At 45.8% G+C, this 19,319-nt stretch carries 22 protein-coding genes; all 22 read right to left on the reverse strand.

Annotated features, from left to right (window positions below; translation table 11 throughout):
• Nucleotide 1 precedes the first annotated feature (1 nt).
• Entirely contained in the window at nt 2-907 is a 906-nt protein-coding gene (locus tag AAHF22_RS15020) for a peptidoglycan recognition protein family protein (RefSeq protein ID WP_347325864.1), read from the reverse strand.
• A complete protein-coding gene (locus AAHF22_RS15025) occupies nt 894-1,388 on the reverse strand; it encodes a phage holin family protein (protein ID WP_347325865.1) in 495 nt (164 codons plus the stop codon). Before AAHF22_RS15025 ends, AAHF22_RS15020 begins: the two co-directional genes overlap by 14 nt.
• Nucleotides 1,389-1,439: 51 nt before the next feature.
• Entirely contained in the window at nt 1,440-2,969 is a 1,530-nt protein-coding gene (locus AAHF22_RS15030; RefSeq protein ID WP_347325834.1) for a phage tail protein, read from the reverse strand.
• An 8-nt stretch (nt 2,970-2,977) separates the two neighbouring features.
• Nucleotides 2,978-3,589, reverse strand: coding sequence for a phage distal tail protein (locus AAHF22_RS15035; RefSeq protein ID WP_347325835.1), 612 nt, complete (start codon nt 3,587-3,589; stop codon nt 2,978-2,980).
• Nucleotides 3,582-3,968 (reverse strand): hypothetical protein, encoded by a 387-nt coding sequence (locus AAHF22_RS15040; RefSeq protein WP_347325836.1) that lies wholly within the window; start codon nt 3,966-3,968, stop codon nt 3,582-3,584. The genes AAHF22_RS15035 and AAHF22_RS15040 overlap by 8 nt, the downstream gene beginning before the upstream one ends.
• Entirely contained in the window at nt 3,965-4,825 is an 861-nt protein-coding gene (locus AAHF22_RS23910; protein ID WP_371834069.1) for a phage tail protein, read from the reverse strand. The genes AAHF22_RS15040 and AAHF22_RS23910 overlap by 4 nt, the downstream gene beginning before the upstream one ends.
• 17 nt (nt 4,826-4,842) lie before the next feature.
• Complete coding sequence (locus AAHF22_RS15050; protein ID WP_347325837.1) at nt 4,843-5,223, reverse strand: phage tail fiber protein; 381 nt, start codon at nt 5,221-5,223, stop codon at nt 4,843-4,845.
• Between the two features lie 15 nt (nt 5,224-5,238).
• Nucleotides 5,239-5,766 (reverse strand): phage tail domain-containing protein, encoded by a 528-nt coding sequence (locus tag AAHF22_RS15055; protein ID WP_347325838.1) that lies wholly within the window; start codon nt 5,764-5,766, stop codon nt 5,239-5,241.
• A gap of 29 nt (nt 5,767-5,795) precedes the next feature.
• Nucleotides 5,796-10,610, reverse strand: coding sequence for a phage tail tape measure protein (locus AAHF22_RS15060; protein ID WP_347325839.1), 4,815 nt, complete (start codon nt 10,608-10,610; stop codon nt 5,796-5,798).
• An 8-nt stretch (nt 10,611-10,618) separates the two neighbouring features.
• Entirely contained in the window at nt 10,619-10,831 is a 213-nt protein-coding gene (locus tag AAHF22_RS15065; RefSeq protein WP_347325840.1) for a hypothetical protein, read from the reverse strand.
• On the reverse strand, nt 10,803-11,162 hold the full coding sequence (locus tag AAHF22_RS15070; protein ID WP_347325841.1) for a hypothetical protein: 360 nt from the start codon (nt 11,160-11,162) through the stop codon (nt 10,803-10,805). Before AAHF22_RS15070 ends, AAHF22_RS15065 begins: the two co-directional genes overlap by 29 nt.
• Nucleotides 11,162-11,761, reverse strand: coding sequence for a major tail protein (locus AAHF22_RS15075; protein WP_347325842.1), 600 nt, complete (start codon nt 11,759-11,761; stop codon nt 11,162-11,164). Before AAHF22_RS15075 ends, AAHF22_RS15070 begins: the two co-directional genes overlap by 1 nt.
• Before the next feature lie 14 nt (nt 11,762-11,775).
• Nucleotides 11,776-12,105 carry a hypothetical protein gene (locus tag AAHF22_RS15080; protein ID WP_347325843.1) on the reverse strand — a complete coding sequence of 110 codons (330 nt, stop codon included), beginning with the start codon at nt 12,103-12,105 and terminating at the stop codon, nt 11,776-11,778.
• 1 nt (nt 12,106) lies between these two features.
• Nucleotides 12,107-12,481 carry an HK97 gp10 family phage protein gene (locus AAHF22_RS15085; protein ID WP_347325844.1) on the reverse strand — a complete coding sequence of 125 codons (375 nt, stop codon included), beginning with the start codon at nt 12,479-12,481 and terminating at the stop codon, nt 12,107-12,109.
• Nucleotides 12,478-12,783: a phage head closure protein gene (locus tag AAHF22_RS15090; RefSeq protein ID WP_347325845.1), complete on the reverse strand. Its 306-nt coding sequence runs from the start codon at nt 12,781-12,783 to the stop codon at nt 12,478-12,480. The genes AAHF22_RS15085 and AAHF22_RS15090 overlap by 4 nt, the downstream gene beginning before the upstream one ends.
• Nucleotides 12,784-13,059: 276 nt before the next feature.
• The gene (locus AAHF22_RS15095) at nt 13,060-13,230 is read right to left on the reverse strand and encodes a hypothetical protein (RefSeq protein ID WP_347325846.1); all 171 of its coding nucleotides are present in this window, start codon (nt 13,228-13,230) and stop codon (nt 13,060-13,062) included.
• Between the two features lie 27 nt (nt 13,231-13,257).
• Nucleotides 13,258-14,589, reverse strand: coding sequence for a phage major capsid protein (locus tag AAHF22_RS15100; protein WP_347325847.1), 1,332 nt, complete (start codon nt 14,587-14,589; stop codon nt 13,258-13,260).
• Nucleotides 14,580-15,161 carry an HK97 family phage prohead protease gene (locus AAHF22_RS15105; protein ID WP_347325848.1) on the reverse strand — a complete coding sequence of 194 codons (582 nt, stop codon included), beginning with the start codon at nt 15,159-15,161 and terminating at the stop codon, nt 14,580-14,582. The genes AAHF22_RS15100 and AAHF22_RS15105 overlap by 10 nt, the downstream gene beginning before the upstream one ends.
• Entirely contained in the window at nt 15,154-16,356 is a 1,203-nt protein-coding gene (locus tag AAHF22_RS15110; protein WP_347325849.1) for a phage portal protein, read from the reverse strand. Before AAHF22_RS15110 ends, AAHF22_RS15105 begins: the two co-directional genes overlap by 8 nt.
• A gap of 5 nt (nt 16,357-16,361) precedes the next feature.
• Nucleotides 16,362-18,086, reverse strand: a complete 1,725-nt coding sequence (locus AAHF22_RS15115) for a terminase large subunit (RefSeq protein ID WP_347325850.1) — start codon at nt 18,084-18,086, stop codon at nt 16,362-16,364.
• The gene (locus tag AAHF22_RS15120; protein WP_347325851.1) at nt 18,079-18,432 is read right to left on the reverse strand and encodes a P27 family phage terminase small subunit; all 354 of its coding nucleotides are present in this window, start codon (nt 18,430-18,432) and stop codon (nt 18,079-18,081) included. The genes AAHF22_RS15115 and AAHF22_RS15120 overlap by 8 nt, the downstream gene beginning before the upstream one ends.
• 113 nt (nt 18,433-18,545) lie before the next feature.
• Nucleotides 18,546-18,878, reverse strand: a complete 333-nt coding sequence (locus AAHF22_RS15125) for an HNH endonuclease (RefSeq protein ID WP_347325852.1) — start codon at nt 18,876-18,878, stop codon at nt 18,546-18,548.
• Between the last annotated feature and the right edge of the window lie 441 nt (nt 18,879-19,319).

Consider the following 19,319-nt stretch of genomic DNA (forward strand, 5'->3'; position numbering starts at 1 on the left):
GTTATTCTTGCGGCATTCCGGCAGCTGCCCGGAGTGCATTCGCAAAATTGTTAAAGTGTTTCTTACCTTCCTCATTGTCCTTAGCTCTTGCAGCAAACCATGCCGGCGACAACCAACGGATGATACATTCTTGAGCATTCGACTTCGGCAATTTGACAGCGGCAGCCAGCGGTCTAAAGTCTTCATCAACACCAGCAACTGATCGGATGTTATCAGCCAAACGTGCATAATGCGCGGCAGCGTCTACGTTGCCTGCATCGTGCTCAGCTTGCCAAGTAGGGCGTACATAGGTGTCGATCAGCGTGCGCGCCAGATAGACGCTCAGTGGTGCAAAATCAAGCGGTACAGGTGTCTTGTCCTCCATTGTTGTCTTAACGTCATACAGCAAATCCTTGAGCGTCTTGCCGCCCACAGCAAGGGCCTGCTCGCAATCACGTTTACGTGCCGGATCGAGCTGGCGATGACTCGCAATGTGGATCAACGGGTTCTTGCCCCACTTGCGACAGCAGTATGCCAGATACCAAACGTATCGGTCATATGCAGCAGCAAAGTTGATATTGCCGCCATAGCACAATTCCACACCCAACGCGATGTCGTTAGCATCGTCTCCATAACGCTCGTTGTCTGTCTTAACGTTGTACAGGACGTGCCACGCCTTTTCAGCAGCATCACTACCTGTACCGGTCGGAATGATCTCCAAAATCTTTTTATCATCAATGAAGACTTGAGCAGATGCGCTACGCCCGACTAAATCTTGAAAATACTTAAAGTGATTGTCTGCCGACGCACCCGGATTGCCTGTATCATGTGCAACAAAAAAGCCCGGTGTACCGGATACAAGCCGGAGACCAGGCCGAACGTTTTGACGCTTGTCGATATAGCGCCGTTCGATATTATATTTGTTCATGTCCAACTTTCTCATCCTCCTCTGACTTCTCTTCCTTCACAGCTTCAGGCTGTGCCTCCGGTATCAGCACCGGATTTTCAACAGGCTTTGTCTTTGACTCGAAAATGCCCACAGCATTCCGTAAAACGTCTGGCATAGGCAATCCCATCTTTCCGGCGTTCTCAATCACAGACAGCAGTTCATTGGCAATATAAAAGAACACCACTGCATCCTGAAAAACACTGAGATTCAAGGCCGCATCAATAAAATGCGCCACGGTAACGATCAGGAAAATAGCCACCTTACGGGTAGCTCCATAAAATGCTTTGCGGCTTTTCAGCTCACCACGCATCCATGCTGCTGCCCAGCCGGTCAGCCAATCAACAACCACAAGTATAAGCAGTAAATGAATTAACACGTTCCACCCTCCAAACGCATAGCCTACGACTGCGCCAACGGCGGTCGCAGCTACTCTAATGATTTGTGAAACCTCATCCCCCAAACCCCTCACTACCTCTCTATATTTGGGCATAAAAAATACGCCTTTCGGCGTTTAGTAACTGCCGCCTCCGCGACTTTGCACAAAATACTGTGTAACGATCGTGGCTTTAAGTCGAGCAGCTTCGCCAAATTGCAACACGGGGCTGAATTGTATTTTATGAAACTTGCCTCTTGTGACCTTTCCGGAATCATCAGTTTCCAGCCATTTGACTAAGTCTATCTCTGCCGACTGCCCCCACAGTTGATCCCCGTCTGGCTTACGAATCGAGTTGTTATCTGCGTTAATATATGTGAACTCTGCAGTAAAATCGTTATTTACATGTATTCCGGTCTCGTCATGATACTCGTACGGAAGTAATTGATAAGAAAGCATCATACTATTAATCCGTACTGTCTGATCTGGCACATAGATTTCGATAACGCCAGGATGATCAAAGTCGATATTGTCATCAAAATCCTGTACGTTAACGTTTGTCGCCCCCTGCGAGTACACATCATTAACGTATTGACGGTTGCGCACGTCCGCCAAGCTGCTGGCGATATCCTGTGTTTTGTTGGCTATCTCCAGTGTCACGTCACCAGGTGCGCCTAGAACGTTGCTTTTGGATTTTTTGACCACTCTTGCCTGTATATCTATACCGAGTTCCTCATCCATGACACGAACCACAGTACCCGTCTGGAAGCGATGTACTGGATTACCTGTCAAACGATATATCTCTGATGCTGATACTGAGTAGGTCACAAGCGGAATTTTTGCTTCATCAAGATTGGATTGTGTGTTCGCTAGCAAAGTCTCCGCATATTCAATACGTTTGTCAACAAAAAGACCCACAATCCATCCGTAACGGTCTACTATCGACTGTTCAGCACGAACATATCGCAAGCCGCCATTAATGTCAGCGAAAGTGAGCTGATTCACTCCTTCGCCATATCCCAATCCGATCATCAGCGTCACAACTTTGCTGGCATCCTCTACCTTGCTAATCCCCTGCATATTTGTCGCATAGCGGATATGACTTTGCAACGTATCGTCGGGCTTGATCAAATGTAACGTCCACGGCGTAGTAGTGGTGTCGGTTACCCACTGATACTGCTCGGTAAACGGATTTGCTACACTAAACAGTGCTCCGAGCAAGTTCTGGTTTTCCCAGTTATACTCGAATTGGCGCGTAAACTCGCAACGACCGAGTTGCCAACGCCGGACAATTTGCTGGTTCAGAATATACCTGATCACATCTGCGGTATAGTAACCTAAATTACCAACAGTATGATAACCAAACATCAAGTCATCAAGCAGCGTTGCCAACACCTGCTCGCATTCATACTTTTTTACCGGTCCTGATGATTGGCGATCGGTCGTGACTTTGATAATTCGATACAGTTCAAGTCGTTCATCGTTGTCAAATACTTCTGCGAAATAAAAAGGCTGGCACCACTGATTTTTCTCATCGTCAGCTGGCAGAGAAAAATTAGAAGTCCAGACCTCATTTAATCCGTGGTTATAACTGATATCAAACGCATTTTCCAGGAAGGCGACTTTTTGCATTTGCAAGTTATATATGGTTACGTATGATTTCTTCATGTCGCCTCCTATATAAACCGGTCGCGATGAGTCACGCGCATTAACACATTGCGAGCAGCGGCATCGTCGCTGTATTGAATTTGGTTTGGACCGAGATTCAATTCAATGAAATCCCCATTGAGCATGTACAATGCATTCTGTCCATTTTTGGTGACAGTCAGTTTTGATGCATCAATTACGATGCGATCACCGGGCGCAAACGAGCCAGATAATTCAAGATAACTTTGTTGATAATATGCAGGCGGTGCTAACATATCGGTGTCGATTGACATAGTAATTAGTGGCGATAAATCGCGTGTCATTAATACCTGCATATCGGTTTCAGCAGACATAGAAACACCGTCCATTAGCAAATCAAATCCCGGATTAGCCGTTATATCAGAGTCTATGGATAGATTCACATCTGGAATAGTAAAGTCCAACCCAAAATTCATTTGATATCGAGTTTCGTAAACTGATGGACTATTGAATGATAATCCACCAAATCCGCGATCTGTTTCACTAGAACCTTCGGTTTTGCGTGAATACATTTCGGTATCGATGGACATGGTGACGGATAGATCGAGATATGATTCTGAATTTGTACCTACATTGAATGATCCGATGTTGAAATCAAGCATCGGAATCACTCAATTTTTTCTGAACCTCCGCTTTAAAATCGTATTCATTGTAGCTCGGCACATTGTCGATCGTGATCACATTCTTTTCAACCAACAATGCGTACATATCGGTAACGCTCCGATTCATATGCTCATTGAAACTGAGTACTGGCTCTGTGCCTTCTTCATACCATCCCCGTTCAGGCGTAAAGCGGAACCAGCGGTGATCAATAACTGCATTCTCCGGCAAAGGATTCATAGCGCGTTGCTCAAATATTGGTTGACCTTCTTCATCAGTGCCAGTTTGTATATCTCGATATTGATAATCCCAAGGCCCGATATTCCAAAGCACTCCCTCTACAAACACACACTCTTTGTACTCTCTGATCGCTTCGCTCATTTCGCTTTCCACCCCGTATTTCCGCCACCGCCAGTTTCCTTGACGTATAGTGACGTAGATGTGCCGCCTGCGGTATTTAAATAGATTGTGCCTACTAACGCATTAACAACACCCTCTGGTTGACCAGAACCCACCATTAAGCGCGTTAATCTCGATGCATATACAGCTCCTGATGAAGTGACCAATTCAACGTCGCTTGATTGTATCGATAGCGTCGCGTGTCCGCTGGAACCGTCTCCTCCTATCGAGATGATGCGGGCGTCATAATCCACATATGTCGCTCCTGAGTGGAAATCGATATAAGCAGGGCTTGCAGTAGTGGGATTTGATACACCCAATTCAATACTCTGAGTGCCTATATTTTTGACGAAGTTATTGTCAATATAGGTTTTGTTGTTGTCAGCAGCTGTTTTCGCCGCATCCGCTGCATCTTTAGCTGTTTTTACAGCTTTTGGAGTCGCTGCTTTTGTTTCATCCGTGCTTGTAAGCGCTGAACTGAGTTGTACGATGCCAGAATTATTAATTGATGCAGCGACTGTCTTAGATACAAGATCGGTGATTTGGGATATAAAAGCATCATGATCATAAGCTGTAAATGTACGTGATACCTCGGTACCGACTGTCCATGCTTTCGCTGTACCATTAAGACCACGAACGCATCCTGTCAAATTGCTACCGTCGACAGCTGCATAAGACACTGTTTCAGAGCCATCTCCATTTAAAATGGTGAAGATATTCGGCGCCGCAGGCAGTTTAGTTACATCTGCTACAGCAATGGTTGTTGCTGTAGCAGTGATCGCTGATGATAATGTTGTTTTTGGCGAGTTTACTTTCGCCGGATACATTATGTTAGCCACTGTTATTAACTCCTTTCTTAGTCGATTTCTACGCTAAATTCATTGGACAGAAAACGCACTCGATCTGATATCAATACCGCACGTGGATTAGTTACTGCTTTATAAGCCAATAAATTGCCGCCAGTTGCCGCATCAGTCACTCCAACATACGCAATCGTTCCCCACTCAGCAGTAGCGACAGGAAATACCACATCAGAAGAGTTTTTGATCGTGCCTTTATCCGCAATTTGGGTCGGATCGCCAAATGATATTAATTGTCTTGCATAAGATCCACCAGATACTTCTTCGCCAGTATTAGAATCTGACGGGTTTGTTTTATACAAAGCTACATAGACATTTCCTGTTCGGAAAAGGTAATTCAATAGCCGAGCCTCGGCGTAATTTGTTAATGCTGCCATGAAACTCATTCCCTTCTATTCGACTCGCACTTCATTTGTAAGGCGAATACGATTGATCGTATTGGAACCGGTATTCGTAAAAACAATATACGGGTCAGTGCGGATCGTACCCGATGACTGAATTTCGATAACCTGCGGGGAGCTGGTTACGCTCCGTTCGACCAACTGTTCATCCGAATAAAAATAAGGATCATGTGCTAACAAAGGTAGATTGAATACCCCAGTCCCCATAATCCTTTGTAAATCGATTTGTCCGGAATATTGAACAGTGATAGATTGCCCTGGGCGCTCCACTTGTTGCAAAACTAAAGTGCGCGGCTTTCCGAAACTGTCAAGTAAATAAGCAGCTAGTTCCATTACAACCTGCTGCAACTTTAAATAGTCCTGCTCTATAAAACGGCAGTCATACTCAATCGTCCGAGTTCCAAGATCCGCACCAAAGTTATATGCCCCATTAGTGCCCGGAATCACCAGCGTGCGATCGATTGTCACTGGCAACATCGGACGTTTGGATGCACCTGTCGCGTAAAATCCAAGTTCCATATTACTCTTCCCACTCAAAATTAATGATATCAACCAGACAACCCCCTTCCGCGCGCTGCTGTATTGGATTGATTGAGAAGCTCGACGGCGATTTGTCGAGCCAATGTAATGATATCATCGTCACTGCGTACACTGAATGTAGCACCAGCAAACATCCCTTCGGCATTGACGTTGACTGATGCAGAACTGGCAGAAACCGTTTCTACGGCGGCATTGCCTTGTCCCAGTAGCGGCATGGCAGCGGTTGCTAATGTTGACGCTTGGCTTTTGACGTTTGTAACCATCGCAGCCATGCCATCCACCAGTCCTTGACCTGCCATCTGACCGACCCATTTCGTTTCCCTTGACGGGGAATGGATGTCTAACGCCTTCTGCATGGTTTTGCTGACTGCGTTAGCAATATCCTGAGCCTGCGCCACGACTTCGCCTTTCATGGACTTCAAACCAGCAATAAGGCCCTGCATGGACTGCTTACCAATTTGAGTCAATGACTTATTCATAGCGTTGAACTCGCCTTTACTGCTGTTGCTGATTGATTTGACAGATTCGAGGAAATCATTTTTTAATCCGTTCATTTCAGCAGCAGCCTCTTTATGCAATTGCGCTACCTGCGCAGTGGTCTCGTCTTTCATGCCAGTTAACTCTGTGACTGCCTGCGCACGTGCTTCTGCTGATTTTTGTAAAAAGAGACTGCTGTATTCAGTTAATTGCTGATCGGTCAGCTGGTTAAGAGCAATGAGCTGCGGCAATGCCTTCGGACCCATTTCCCTAAGCTCTGCCAATAAGCCTTGATCGATGCCTCGCGTTGCTAATTTGGCGATTTCCTGTGACCATGTACCGAGATACTGCACTTGGCTACGTAGATTATCAAGCAACTCCTGACCAGTCTGTTCTGATTTGTTGCTGACCGCGTCAAACAATCCAGCAAAGTCGTTAATAGCTGAAGCGCGCTGAGTCACTGCATCCTCATAAGCTTTGTTCAGTCGCTCTTCCTCGGCAGCCACCTTGTCATTGACTTCTTTTGTCTTAGCTAGAAAGTTATCGCTAGCCTCAGACAATTTTTTATAAATCTCAACTCTTACTTTGCCTGCTTCTTCCTCAGCAGACCTACGCTGTTCAGTGCCTTTCTTGTACTGTTCCTGTACTTTCTGCCAAGCAGCAAGTTCTTGCGTCAAACTGAAAGTTCCGTCTTCGGTTCTCTTCTCGATAAAGGACTTGGATGCTTCATAAGCCGCTTTAGCCGCTTCCGTCTGTTCCTTAGCCAAATCCTTATGTTGTTTCGCAATTTCTAGTGTTACCTTGCGGCTCTGATCCGAAGTTTGAGCATACTTGGATTGCACCTGCTGTAAAGCCTTAATGTAATCGTCTGTATCCAAGCGCCCTAACTTGTGCTCACTCTGAGCAGTTGCAAACGCTTCGTTAAATGACTTTTTGATTTTGTCTGCTGACTTCTTGGACCCTGCCGCCGCTGCTGCTGCATTATCGTTAATGCGCTTCATAGACTTGGCAAAAGAATCATCTACGGTTTTACCGACAGAAGCGGAAGCCGCAGCAACTTGCTTTTCCTTATCCTTGATACCCAACGCCAAGCCTTCGCCAACATTCTGTCCGTATCCTCTTGTAACGCGAGAAGGCGAGTGAATATCCAGCGCTGACCTAATCTTCGTTTTGATTGTTTCGGCTACGTCACCAACAACTTTACCGACATTAGCAATCATTTGTTTCATACCGTTAATCAGGCCCTGAATGGCATCCTTACCCCACTGGACCATCTTAGCAGGCAACTCACGAACAAATTTCATTGCGCTGTTCAGACCAGTTGAAATGGCTGTTGCTAAAACAACAAACATTCGAACATTGGCGTTTTTGAATGCCGTCCAAATCTTTGTCCCCCAGGCAGCTAACGTCGATGGTAGCGAGCTAAAGAATGCAATAGAAGCGTTCCATCCCGACTTGATAGCCGATCCTATAGCGGTGAAAGCGGCAGTCGTCGCGATTTTGAGCGCTTGCCAAGCATTACTAACGTATGAAGTAACGATTTGTAATGCGCCAGAAAATACTTGTTGGATACCAGTCCAGATTTTACTGAATCCATCCTTGATATTGCTCCATATTTTCTCAGTATCTTTTTTCAAGCCTTCAAAGTCGCCGGTTACCAAGTCGACGATAATCAATAGCGCACCGAGGAAAATATTTTTGATCACTTCCCATACTCCAGTAAAGTATGTTTTTAATCCATCCCATATCTTACTGATACCTTCTTTTAAGTTGTTGAAGAAATTAACAACCAGCGGAATGAATGGCTGTACGATGCCGGTTACCGTTGTTACTATAGCTGTCCAAGCCGTACTTACGCCGGATTTAATCGCTGTCCAAACGGTTTGCAACATCGCAACCAGCTCATCCCAATGATTGAAGATGAGCAGAGGTAAACCGATCATAGGATTGGACAGTGCGACGACTTCGCCCGTGCCTGAGCTAAAGAAAGATTTGATCTTTTCCCAAATACCAGAGAAAAATTCCACAATTCCATTCCATGCGGAAGTTGTAGCCTCTACTATCTGCGGCCATAATTTAAGAAAATACTCCTTTATCGGCTCCCAATTCAGGATAATTAACGCCGCCGCTGCAACAATGGCGGCGATAGCAATGCCAATCGGACCGGTAGCGGCTGTAAAAGCGGCTCCGATTGCTGGCCCGATAGTGGTAAAGAGCGAAATGAGGGCTGTAAAGCCGGCAGTGATCATTGGTATATAACCTATGATCACTAACAAACCCCCTCCAAATAACCCAATCGCCGCAGTAATTACTGCAGCCTTTGCTATAAAGGATTGCATTCCAGGGCTTAATGCATTAAAGCCGTCCACTAAAGATTGCAGTCCGCCCACCATATTTTTTATCGCTGGCAGCAATGCGTTGCCAATACTTATCATGAATGTCTCAACTGCACCATTAAGCTGCTCAATCTGACCTTTTAGGTTATTAAGCTTCTCTGCCGCTACCTGATCAGCGCCAACTTTAGACATCGCTGCTGCCATTGCGTCAACGCCTTTGGCACCCTCTCTAAAGAGGATATTGCCGGCACGGATCGCATCTGACCCGAATAAAATTTCCAGTGATGATGCACGTTGCGCATCTGTCATTTTAGCCATACTCTTTTGCAGTATTCCCGCGATTTCATTCATCCCCCGCATACTTCCGGAAGCGTCATAAAACGCTGATTGCGCAATACCAGTTTGCATGGTCAATTCTTGATACGCATCCCTTGCCTTTGCCGATCCTTCTTTTGTTCCCGACAAGGTCGCACCAAGCTTTTGTAATTGTCCATCTACTATTTCAAAAGAAGTTCCTGCGGGTTTGATGCCATTATCCTTGAGTACCTGCATACCTTTTTGCACATCGTATGTCATGAGACCAAGACGTTCAAATTCTTTGATTTGTGCTTTAGTAGATGGTTGTAAGTTCATCAGCATCGTTTTAAGTGATGTGCCCGCATCCGAACCTTTGAGACCATTTTGAGCAAATACAGCAATTGCGGTAGTGGTATCTTTAAATGACAAACCCATACCGGCGGCTACGGCAGCCACAGCCGACAGCGAATATTTCATCTCACTAACACTCGTTGCCGAAGCGTTGGCAGCGCCTGCAAGTAAGTCGGCTGCCTGCTGAACGGTTAAATTGTCATCTCTAAAAGCATTTAGTGCTGTGGATGCGATCTCTGCTGCATCTGCAAGTTCAAGCTCTCCGGCAGTTGCTAATGACAATGCACCAGACAAACCGCCATTTAGGATATCAGCAGTAGATACGCCTGCCTTCACCAATTCTTCTATGCCCTGCGCCGCCTCAGTTGCGGAGTATTTCGTTTCCGCTCCCATTTTCAAAGCCAAATCCTGCAAGGCAGATCCGAATTCCTTTACTTCATCAGGGGCCATGACCGATTTAACGTTACTCATTGCTTGTTCAAAATCGGCGGCTTTGCTTGCGGCAATGCCTAAACCTGCCGCAATCGCAATCCCTGCACCAGCTGCAACTGCACCAACTCGCTTAAGGTTATCAAACATGTTGTCCATCGACTGTCTTGCTTCATCAAACGCTCGTCTATATTGTCGACCAAGCTGCGAGACCTCTTCTTCTTGATTGTTGAGCTGGCGAGTAAGGTCTCGCAGTTCCTGTTCCGTGCGTTCGATCTCGCGCTGAAACTGTCTGTGTTGCTCTGCTCCAATATCACCGCGTCTGTATTGCTCATTAACTTGCTCCTGCATTGATCGCAGACGGTTGAGTTTATCGGTCGTATTATAGACTGCTTCACTCAGCACCTGCTGACGTTGTGCAACCAACGTAATGTTGTTAGGGTCAAGTTCCAACAAACGATTGATCTCACGCAATTCACCTTGCAGCCTTTTACCCTTGGTAGACACATCACCTAAAGCTTGTGATACAGAGGTTGCATTGCCGTTTATTACTACATTGATCTGTTGACTACCCAAGCTTTGGACTTGCTGCCTCAACCCATTCAGTTGCTGCTCTGTTCGCGTGATCTCCCGGTTAAATGCCCTAAACTGAGATTCGGAAATAGTACCGTTTTGGAATTGCTGGTTAACTTGCTGTTGTACCGATCGTAACTGAGTAAGTTTGCTGCTAGTTTGCTCAATTGATTGCTGCAACACACGCTGCTTTTGTGCAAGTAGATCAACATTACCAGGATCGAATTTTAGCAGCCTTTCGATATCCTTCAATTCTGTTTGAAGAGACTTGCTTTTTTTGTTCACATCAGCCAACGCAGAAGAGAGGGCAGTAGTATCTGCCCCCAACGTTACCGTGATGCCTTTGATGTTGTCAGCCATACTGCCCCCTATCTGCTATAGAAAGAGTCGATATCAGACTGTGTAGCGTCTCGTGGTCGATCTTTATTTTCTTCCCTGCCGGTGTAGCTATTAGCAAGACCAAAAAGATCGCGCACACGCAATTGGTTCATCTCAGAAAAATCCAAACCAATACGCTTGCCGATCGCCATTACATCTAATTCGAACGTATCTCTATTTGCCTGCTGTGTTGGCTCCGTCACTAGCTTTTCCGCCGGCACGAAAAAATCCCGCCATCGCTTCCTCCAACATCCCTTGCATAAAGTCGGGATCACTGAAGTCAATTGATTCCAGACCAGCAATCCACTCCACAAATGACGGAAATTGTCCGTTTCCAAATGCATCCGCTTTTGCCATTGCCCATGTCAGTTGTAGGAATGCAATAGAATCCATCTTACTCAGGTCTGCACCGATATCTTGCATTTTGAGCAAATCTCCCAGCAGATCCGTACCAAATTCTTGTTTATAAAACAAAAGAGCCAGAGGGGTAGCTCTGACTCTTACTTTAGATGATCCGATATTGAGTTCTTTCACTACGCAGTACCTCCGGTTTTAGATGTAGTTGTAAAGTCTGGAATGTACACTTTGTCAAAGAACGCATTGTAAGCAGTTGTATTAGAATCATTCAATTCCATGTCGCCCTTAATGATCATTTGATCACCTACAAGGATAGGAGACGACGTCAGGTTCAGTGTGTCGGTACCCACTTCTACACTTTCGCCTTTCGTCGTGCGTTCTTTAGCCGGGCGACTGGCCTGATTCTCGTAATAGACAAAGCGACGGTTGCGCTGATCGCCTTGCACCTCAGCCATAAAAGCAAACTTTTCTGGTTTACCGTCAGATGTTTCAACCAGCATGCCGTTCTTGTCGATCTTCCAACCGAACATGCGGGCAGCCAGCGTATCCGGCAACAATGCAATTTCCAGTTCGAGCGTATACCCGTTGTTGGCTGTTACAGTGTAATAAGCGCCGTCATCAGCAAAGAAGGTGCTGGAATCACCAACTGCGGTTGGTGCCAGTCGTACCAGACCAGGTACGGCGATTGGCGTATCATAAGCCGGCGTTGTGCCAGTTTGCGTTGCGCTTTTAAAGGCGATATGCAAATTTCTCAAACCGAATGTAACTTTATTCATTACTGTTCACTCTCCTAAATTAATTGAATTTCATATATTCTTTGGAACATTGATTCTGTATCCAAATAGGTTTCTGATAAAGTGTACGGAAGTTCAGATTTATCTAATAAATCCTCCAGCGATTTTTCAGCAATCAAATCTTTCTTGGTTGTATAAAGTTCAACCTGAAAATTTCGTACTTTTTGATAATTTTTATTATCAGCTTGAAAGTCACTGGAATAGGTGGCCAGATACGTAATATAAGGTGGATTCGGCACCGAATTGTCGGCGGTTTCGACAAAATGCGAATAAGCCACCGGCATGCCGAGTGACTTGAGTGCTTGATATAGTTCCTGTTGGGTCATGTCAACCACCGTTTCTGATGATTCCTTGAATGTCGGTTACCAACTTGCCGATATGCTTATCTGCTGCTGGCACAATATGCGGGATAGCGGCGACGCGCCCACCTTTTCGTTTTGCATGGCCTTTTTCCAGCAGGTGAGTCAATTGGTATCTGTCCTTGTTGTGAACAACATACTTTTGCTGTCCTCCGCTGCGCTGCGGTTTTACCGCCCATCCCTTAGCATATGCTCCGGTTTTCTTTGGTGATTTTGTAGATATTTCTTCTCGTAGGGACTCCGCTGACTCTTTAACCTTTTTGTCAACGGATCGGGTAACGGTTTCCGTCCATTCCGTAAACTGACCCATAATATCGCGAGCCAAACTATCTATATCAGTCATGTGCTCACCACTTTCTGACAGGTTAACTCTAACTCCTCGAAGCTTGCCTGATAAGTTCGGATCACTTTGTACTTCGAGCCTTCAAACAGTAGTTCTCGCTGACCATCGTATTCATAAGCATGAATGGTAAACAAGATTTCTGGTTGAAGCCCTGCCGCTGCTGCATTGTAAAACTCCGAGCGGCTGACGGATTGCTGGCGACAGAGCAGGGCGGTCTCTACCGGCTCCCCAGGTATCTGATTCCCGATCTCGTCCTCTATGATGGGATATTCCAGCAACGTAAGTTCATGGTCATAATTCACGCGGACCCACCGCCGTTATGCAGCATTAGATTGTGCAACCTGAACTGTAGATGTCGGGGCATTGCTCCCGATTCATCCCGACTCTGGTAGCGCCACGTTGCATAGTCGCAAACAAAAAGAAGATGATTTAGATTGTCCCCGTCTAGGATGACACCTTTCTCATCTTCTAGTTCTTTAATGACGCTGCCGACGATAGCAGTCAGGTAGGTGTCCCTGACCGGGCTACGGATGCCGATCCGCTCTTTAACCAGTGCAACTGTCGTTGACGGATTCACACTACTCATTGACTTCTTGAATCAGCGGTTCGCCCATTTTATTGTCATTGCCGCTGAGTTCTTCGACTCGATCTTTTTTGGCACGGCCAGCGCGAGGGTACTTATCGCCTGCACGATACTGGTGATTATCATCTTGCAGGTCTTTGAAATCCTTGATTACTTGGTAAGGCATTTGATTTCACCCTTTCAACAAATGGTATTAAGCGCTAGCATCTGCTTGTAGTGCATCCAGCTTCACAACGACAAAATATTCGTTGTAGACTGGTTTTCCGTCATAGCGAGCGGTGCCTTTGAAGACGGTCTCATCCTGGATAAAACGAACGTCTGTCGATACAGCCAATTGCACGCCGCGACGTTCACCCAGCAGATACTTTTTGAAATCACCAATAACGACTGTGTCTACTGGCGCATACTGGCTGAATACAATCCGTGTACCGTCCGGCAGGCGCGGCGCTGTATTCGCCCCTTGCACAACCAGGCGACCATCAGCAGTCGGCAAGTAGGTTTGCGGCATGATGCGGGAATAGTACGTGGATCTTTTCATGACTGCGATTACTTCGCCGATCGCAGCGCCATCTTCGCCATCATCGATGATCGCCATCTTCGAAATGATGTTTGCCAGAGTACCATCACTGGTTGTGTTTTGAGCAGGTACAGTGGCCAGTGCTGTAATAACACCCAGTGGCTGCTTGCCAGCCGCGCCAGTCCCAACCAGAATGGCTTTATCCAGCGCCTTGGCAATCGCCTGCGCCAAACGCCCTTCGATATAATCAGCCAGCGGAATCATGGAGTCTTCCAGGATAGCATTACACATCGGAATATATCCGCCGACTTTGTATCCATCAATTTCTGTTTGGCTGAATGCGCCAGCCAGCTCCTGTACCGGGTCACACATTTCCGTCCAGATGGCTTCTGGAATAGCGCCGTCCATGATGATACGCGCGCTGCCGGACAGCGGCTGTACAGTCACTTCGCCATACAGATTAGAGAAATCACCGATTCGAGCCTGAATCATGTTCAGGACGACTTCTGGAATAAGCAGGTCGGTGCCGGACAGGGAGCGCGCATTAAACGACTTGGCAGCCTCCATAATTTTTCCGTAGAATTCGCGTACTTCTGGTTGATTCAAGCGCTCTTTCATTTGTGCGCGTGTTTCGTGTTTGTTGCCTCTCATCCGAGTGTCGCCTCCTTGATAGGGTGTATTTGATCGTTGATCGGTTCCAGTGCCAGCAGCAGACGGCACAGGGTTGTTCTCTGGTGCATTATTTTCGAGCTGCTCCAGCTCGCCTTCCAGTTGGGAAATCTCTGCTTCCAGAGTAGTTTTCTTACCGTCGACTTCTTCCTGCTCGCCGTCGATTTTATTGATTTCTTCTTCCACAGTGGCAATCTCTTCATCCGTGGATGCCTCCTGCAAAGCTGTCTCCAGTTCTTTTGAACGCTTCTGGATATCAGCATCTTTTGCTCGCAGCTCTTCCAGTAGCTTGCCTTTTTGCTCAAGCTTCTTTCTGATCATCAGTTGTTTCAGTGCCATCGTTTCAGCCTCTCTTTCGCTTGGTGTTTTCTTTGCTCAATCCGTCTCACTTTATGCTGCTCCAAATCTTCTTTACGAGCCTGGACGCCAGTATCCGCATATGCAGGGAAAGTACAGACAGATACCTCATGCAGATCCACTTTACGGATCGTCCACTTCACCGTGCCATCCTCCCTGAATTCTGTCTGCTCCTCTAGGATATTAAATCCAAAGCTGCACTGATCCACGTCTCGACGCTGTACTCTCGCATACATATTCATTGCGTCTGAATCGAAACGATTAATTTTTGCTCGCCCCCAAAGCCCGTGTGCATCAACTTTCAATTCCAATGTGCCCGATTTGTTCCTACCCAGCACCAGACGGCTATCATGATTGATCAATGCCCGAATATCATTGCCCAGCGTCTCGTTGAACGCTTCGGATGCCAGTTCCTCATATCCGCCAGGAAACAGCTCTGTTTCTCGATTAAATACGGCAAAGTAGCCTTCGATATACAGATCCTGTCCATCCTGCTCCTCACGAGTTTTCAGGTCAGCCTGTAAGGTACGAGTTACTTTCTGATCCCTATCCATCTTCCTCACCTCCCCCAGGGCTCAATTTTTTTTGGTCTCCAAGCTTGTTGGAAGGGATAAAGTTTTCAAGTGCCAGTAGTTCCTCCATGTCTTCACGCGGACCGAACCCGACCAGATCGCGCCATTCGTTTCGTGACATGGCTATGCGATCAACCATTTCCTTACCGGCAGAGACCAAATCAGCCAGATTGTAGGAATATAAGCTGCGGTGATTGAGTCGGATAAATAATTCGGGACTGATCAATAGCTTACGCGTAAGTTCCTGCTGGATGCCCTGCGCAATCGGCAGCAGCGTAGTGTCAATAAAGGCGTTGTACTCATCCTTTTTGAATTCGCCAACTCCAACAAAAAAAGCCGGCACTCCAATCAGTGCGGCTACCGTTCGCTTATCCAGTTGCACAGCATCATTTATCGCCAAGTCATTCAGCGTCAGCGGCTTGATTTGTTCTACTTCAATCATTTCCGCAGGTACAATCCACGGTTCACCTGCCTGACTACGCTTCAAATACATGTCAAATACTCTATCACGGCCTTCTTCGCTGGATAACTCTGCCGTATTAGCATCAACTTTCACAATTAGGCTTGGCATATACTTGCCGCCCATGAACCCTTTCTTTGTCGCCGTGGCTTGTTTGAGGTTGTCGATGATATCCTTCAATACAACTCGATATCCTGTACCAATCCAAGGCTGTTCAGGATCGGGATGCATAACAAAGTGAAGTACCTCATCATAATTATGCTCTTTTCCCTGATATAGCACTCGATAACCATCGGCTTTATTTATAAAATTAACTCTTGATGGTGGCAACGGAACCAGATCATCCAGTAACCCATTTTTGAATTTAGGATACACCACACTATTTCCTTGTCCAGGAAGCAACATAGTGTACACAATATTATACATCCAGTTTTTACGCGTTGTCAGACTGAATGGGTTAATGTCCAGCTTGGTTGCCAATTGATTACGCACCCTGACGTCGCCGTTTTCTGTGTTTTGCATCAAGTGAATCGTCATGCTGCTGATTAAGTCAGCGATTTTATGAACAGCCATCTTAACTTCGGGGTTATCTGATAGCCTTGTGTAACCAGGTACACACAGCATGTCATGAGCATCATTCGATAGAAACCAGCCCATTGCATCCTGTGGTGCAGCTCTGCTTTGACGTTTTCGCTTGAATAAATCTAAAATCCCCAAAACACTCAACCTCCTTTCAACCATTTTGAAGCGCTCGATGCTTTCTCATCATTTTCAATTTTTCTAACAGCAGCAAAAACCGCAGCATCGAATAAATCAATCCGTTGCTCCGGCATCACTTTTTCGTATTGGATCATATCGTCCGTCTTTTCAATCGCACTTACATTTTGCAAACAGTACTCGAATGCTTGTGAATGCAGATAATAGAATTTCTTTTCCTTGGCTCGTATTTCAATCCGCCGGAACCCTTGGCTTTTTCTCCAGAAATACTGTGGCTCGTCAATGATTTTGAATCCGGCTCGTGTCATTCCGATAAAGAATTCTCGTGAGAACTTACGATCAAAGCCGACCTGCTTGATTCTAAATCCTTTTTTCTTCATATCCACAAACCAATTAATAATTTCCGCATGATTTACAACTGCACTGTTACTCATTGTCAACCATCCGTCATCCAACCAACCGAATAAAGGTATGTTGTCCTCTTCCGCTTTCAAATGAGCAACAGCCCGAGGAAAGAAGGCATGCGTAATGGCAATGTCAACGCCCTCATATTCTCCATACAAAGCACCAGCTGTTAAGTCATGGAATTTGGAAAGGTCAGCACCGCCGTACCAATCAATAGGAAGTTTCGCCAACTCCTCTAAAGTCCACTTATACTGATGATCACTTGTCCTGAATTCATCCATATTGAAATAAGCTCGAATTGCAGAAGTATAGATGTTTAATGATTTCGCAAGAAACGATTTCCGCTGTTGCGGATCATTTTGTGCTTGCATTGCATCATTCATCAATTCTTCTCCGGATACGGAAACATTATAATTAGGATTTGCTTTTTCGTGCTCAATTGGATCAGTATAATCTACGTCACCTGTATCAGGATCAGCGTCTGCCTTCGCTATAAATATAAAGAGCTGCTCGTCTTCTATCGTTCCTTCAAGTACCTTTTGGCAATACACCATACGGTTATAACAGAAAGAATTCATGTTGTCGCCGGCGGTCGTAATACCAATACATAAGCTATTTCGATAAGCCTTGCCAGATTCTTTGATGGTATTGTATTGACTCGCACTGCGGTATAAATGAAGCTCGTCCAAAATTTGAATTAACGTATTCAAACTATCCATTCGGTCACTGTTGCCGGCAATGGTTTCAATACGCATATATCCGTCACCAAGCTCACCACTGATACTGTGCTCCTGGTTGTTATCAAGTATTCGGAAGTTTTTTTCTTCGCCCATATGACGAATGTTGTACAATAGGAAATTGAAACTTTGTAAGGCTTGTTTAAGCTGAGCCCCAACAATAACAATTTCTGCTCCAGATCTTCTTTCGAGCAGACCAAGCCCCCAAGCCAAAGCACTCATAAAAGGTGTCTTTCCCTGTTTACGAGGCAGCATATTAAATGCCTCTTTGAACCTACGACGTTTCGTTCCCTCATGAAAGAATCCTAGTAGATTGTAAACAACAAACTTCTGCCATGGTTGCAGCAAAAACGACTTTCCTCTCAATGGGTAGCCGTCCATATCCTCGCCCTTTTGATGGACAAAGGTTTTTTCAATTATTCCTATGACAAATTCAGCGTCTTTAGGGTTGAAATCATACTTTGCCTTATTGAGATCATTTAAAAACCTTTGACAGGCTTGCCGGATCTCTTTATTCGCAACCTTCCTACCCTCAACTACGCTTCTGGCATACTCCATAACGATGTCATAGTTTTTGAAATCACTCATTCATACTGCTAAGGGCAGCCGCTAAAACAGACTTCCCTTGCTGCTCTACCGTTACTGTCTCAAGGGATTTCGGATTGAGACATAGACGGTCGGAGTATGCCAAAATGTCTTTTCGAAGAGATTCCAGTGTTGCAACAATCGGTGCCTTTTTTGCACCTCCAGCAGCTGTATAAGATTCGTATTCATATCCCTCGTCCTCAAATTTCTTATTAAGCATTAAGAACTGATGAACCAGCTCAGAATAGAGATCAACCACCCGATTATACTGGGGTTTATGAACTCCCAGCGTTTTCATATCTTCAATCGTCCGTCTCTTAATCGTTTCCTTCGTCGGCACTTTCGTCACGCTCTCACCTCCCTCCAAAAGCTCAAAAAAAGTTTTTGAGGACTCTCTCTATTGGAAAAAGCTCCCCCCACCGGTCCCCGGGTTTTGAAAAAAACATAAATATGGGTGGGGGGCTATGATTCTGAGGTTCGAATGCCTTTTTGCTCGTAGAATTTTTGGAACTCATCTCTCCGCCGATCCTGCCATTGCTGACCTAAAGCCGTGATCTCATGGCTATCGCGGTCATGCATTGCATTGTGTTGTCGATCACTGAGACTTAGCAGGTTCCATGTCTCGAGCTGTAATTCGGGATATTGTTCTCTCGGAAAGATATGATGTACTGTCGTTGCCGGTTCGGTCTTACCGTACCGCTTACTTTCCTGACAGAGATATTCATCACGGCGCAATACGTTCTCCCTTTTCCTTTTCCACTTGCTCGTGCCATAGAATGGATCTTTAACCTTCATTCTTCTTCATCTCCGATCTGTTCAGCTTATGATCCAGTGAACGCTTGGTCTTAGTGAGTCGATGCTTTGACATACCCAGCAGCCCGCACACAACGCTTATATCCTTGCTCTTCCTACTACCCATGAAATAGGTAAGCAGCTTAAGCTCGGTCGTTGTCAGGTATACATGCTGTTGTATCTCTTCGATAGTCCACTGCCGAATATGTCTTAGCATTACTCTCACTCCTTATGCTTTACGTAGATCAGCCAGATATACATCATATTCAGCCACCGTGCCAGTCACCCTTAACAGCAGCCGGAATCGAACCGACAACCTCAGCAATTCCTGCTGGCTCTACCATTATATAGGCATAGTAATAAGGCACCGAGCATATGCCCAGTGCCTTATGATTATATCGTTATATATGAGTGCTCTTACCCCACGGCCCCACGCACACGATG

Source organism: Paenibacillus wenxiniae (assembly GCF_039822605.1).
GTDB lineage: Bacteria > Bacillota > Bacilli > Paenibacillales > Paenibacillaceae > Saccharibacillus > Saccharibacillus wenxiniae.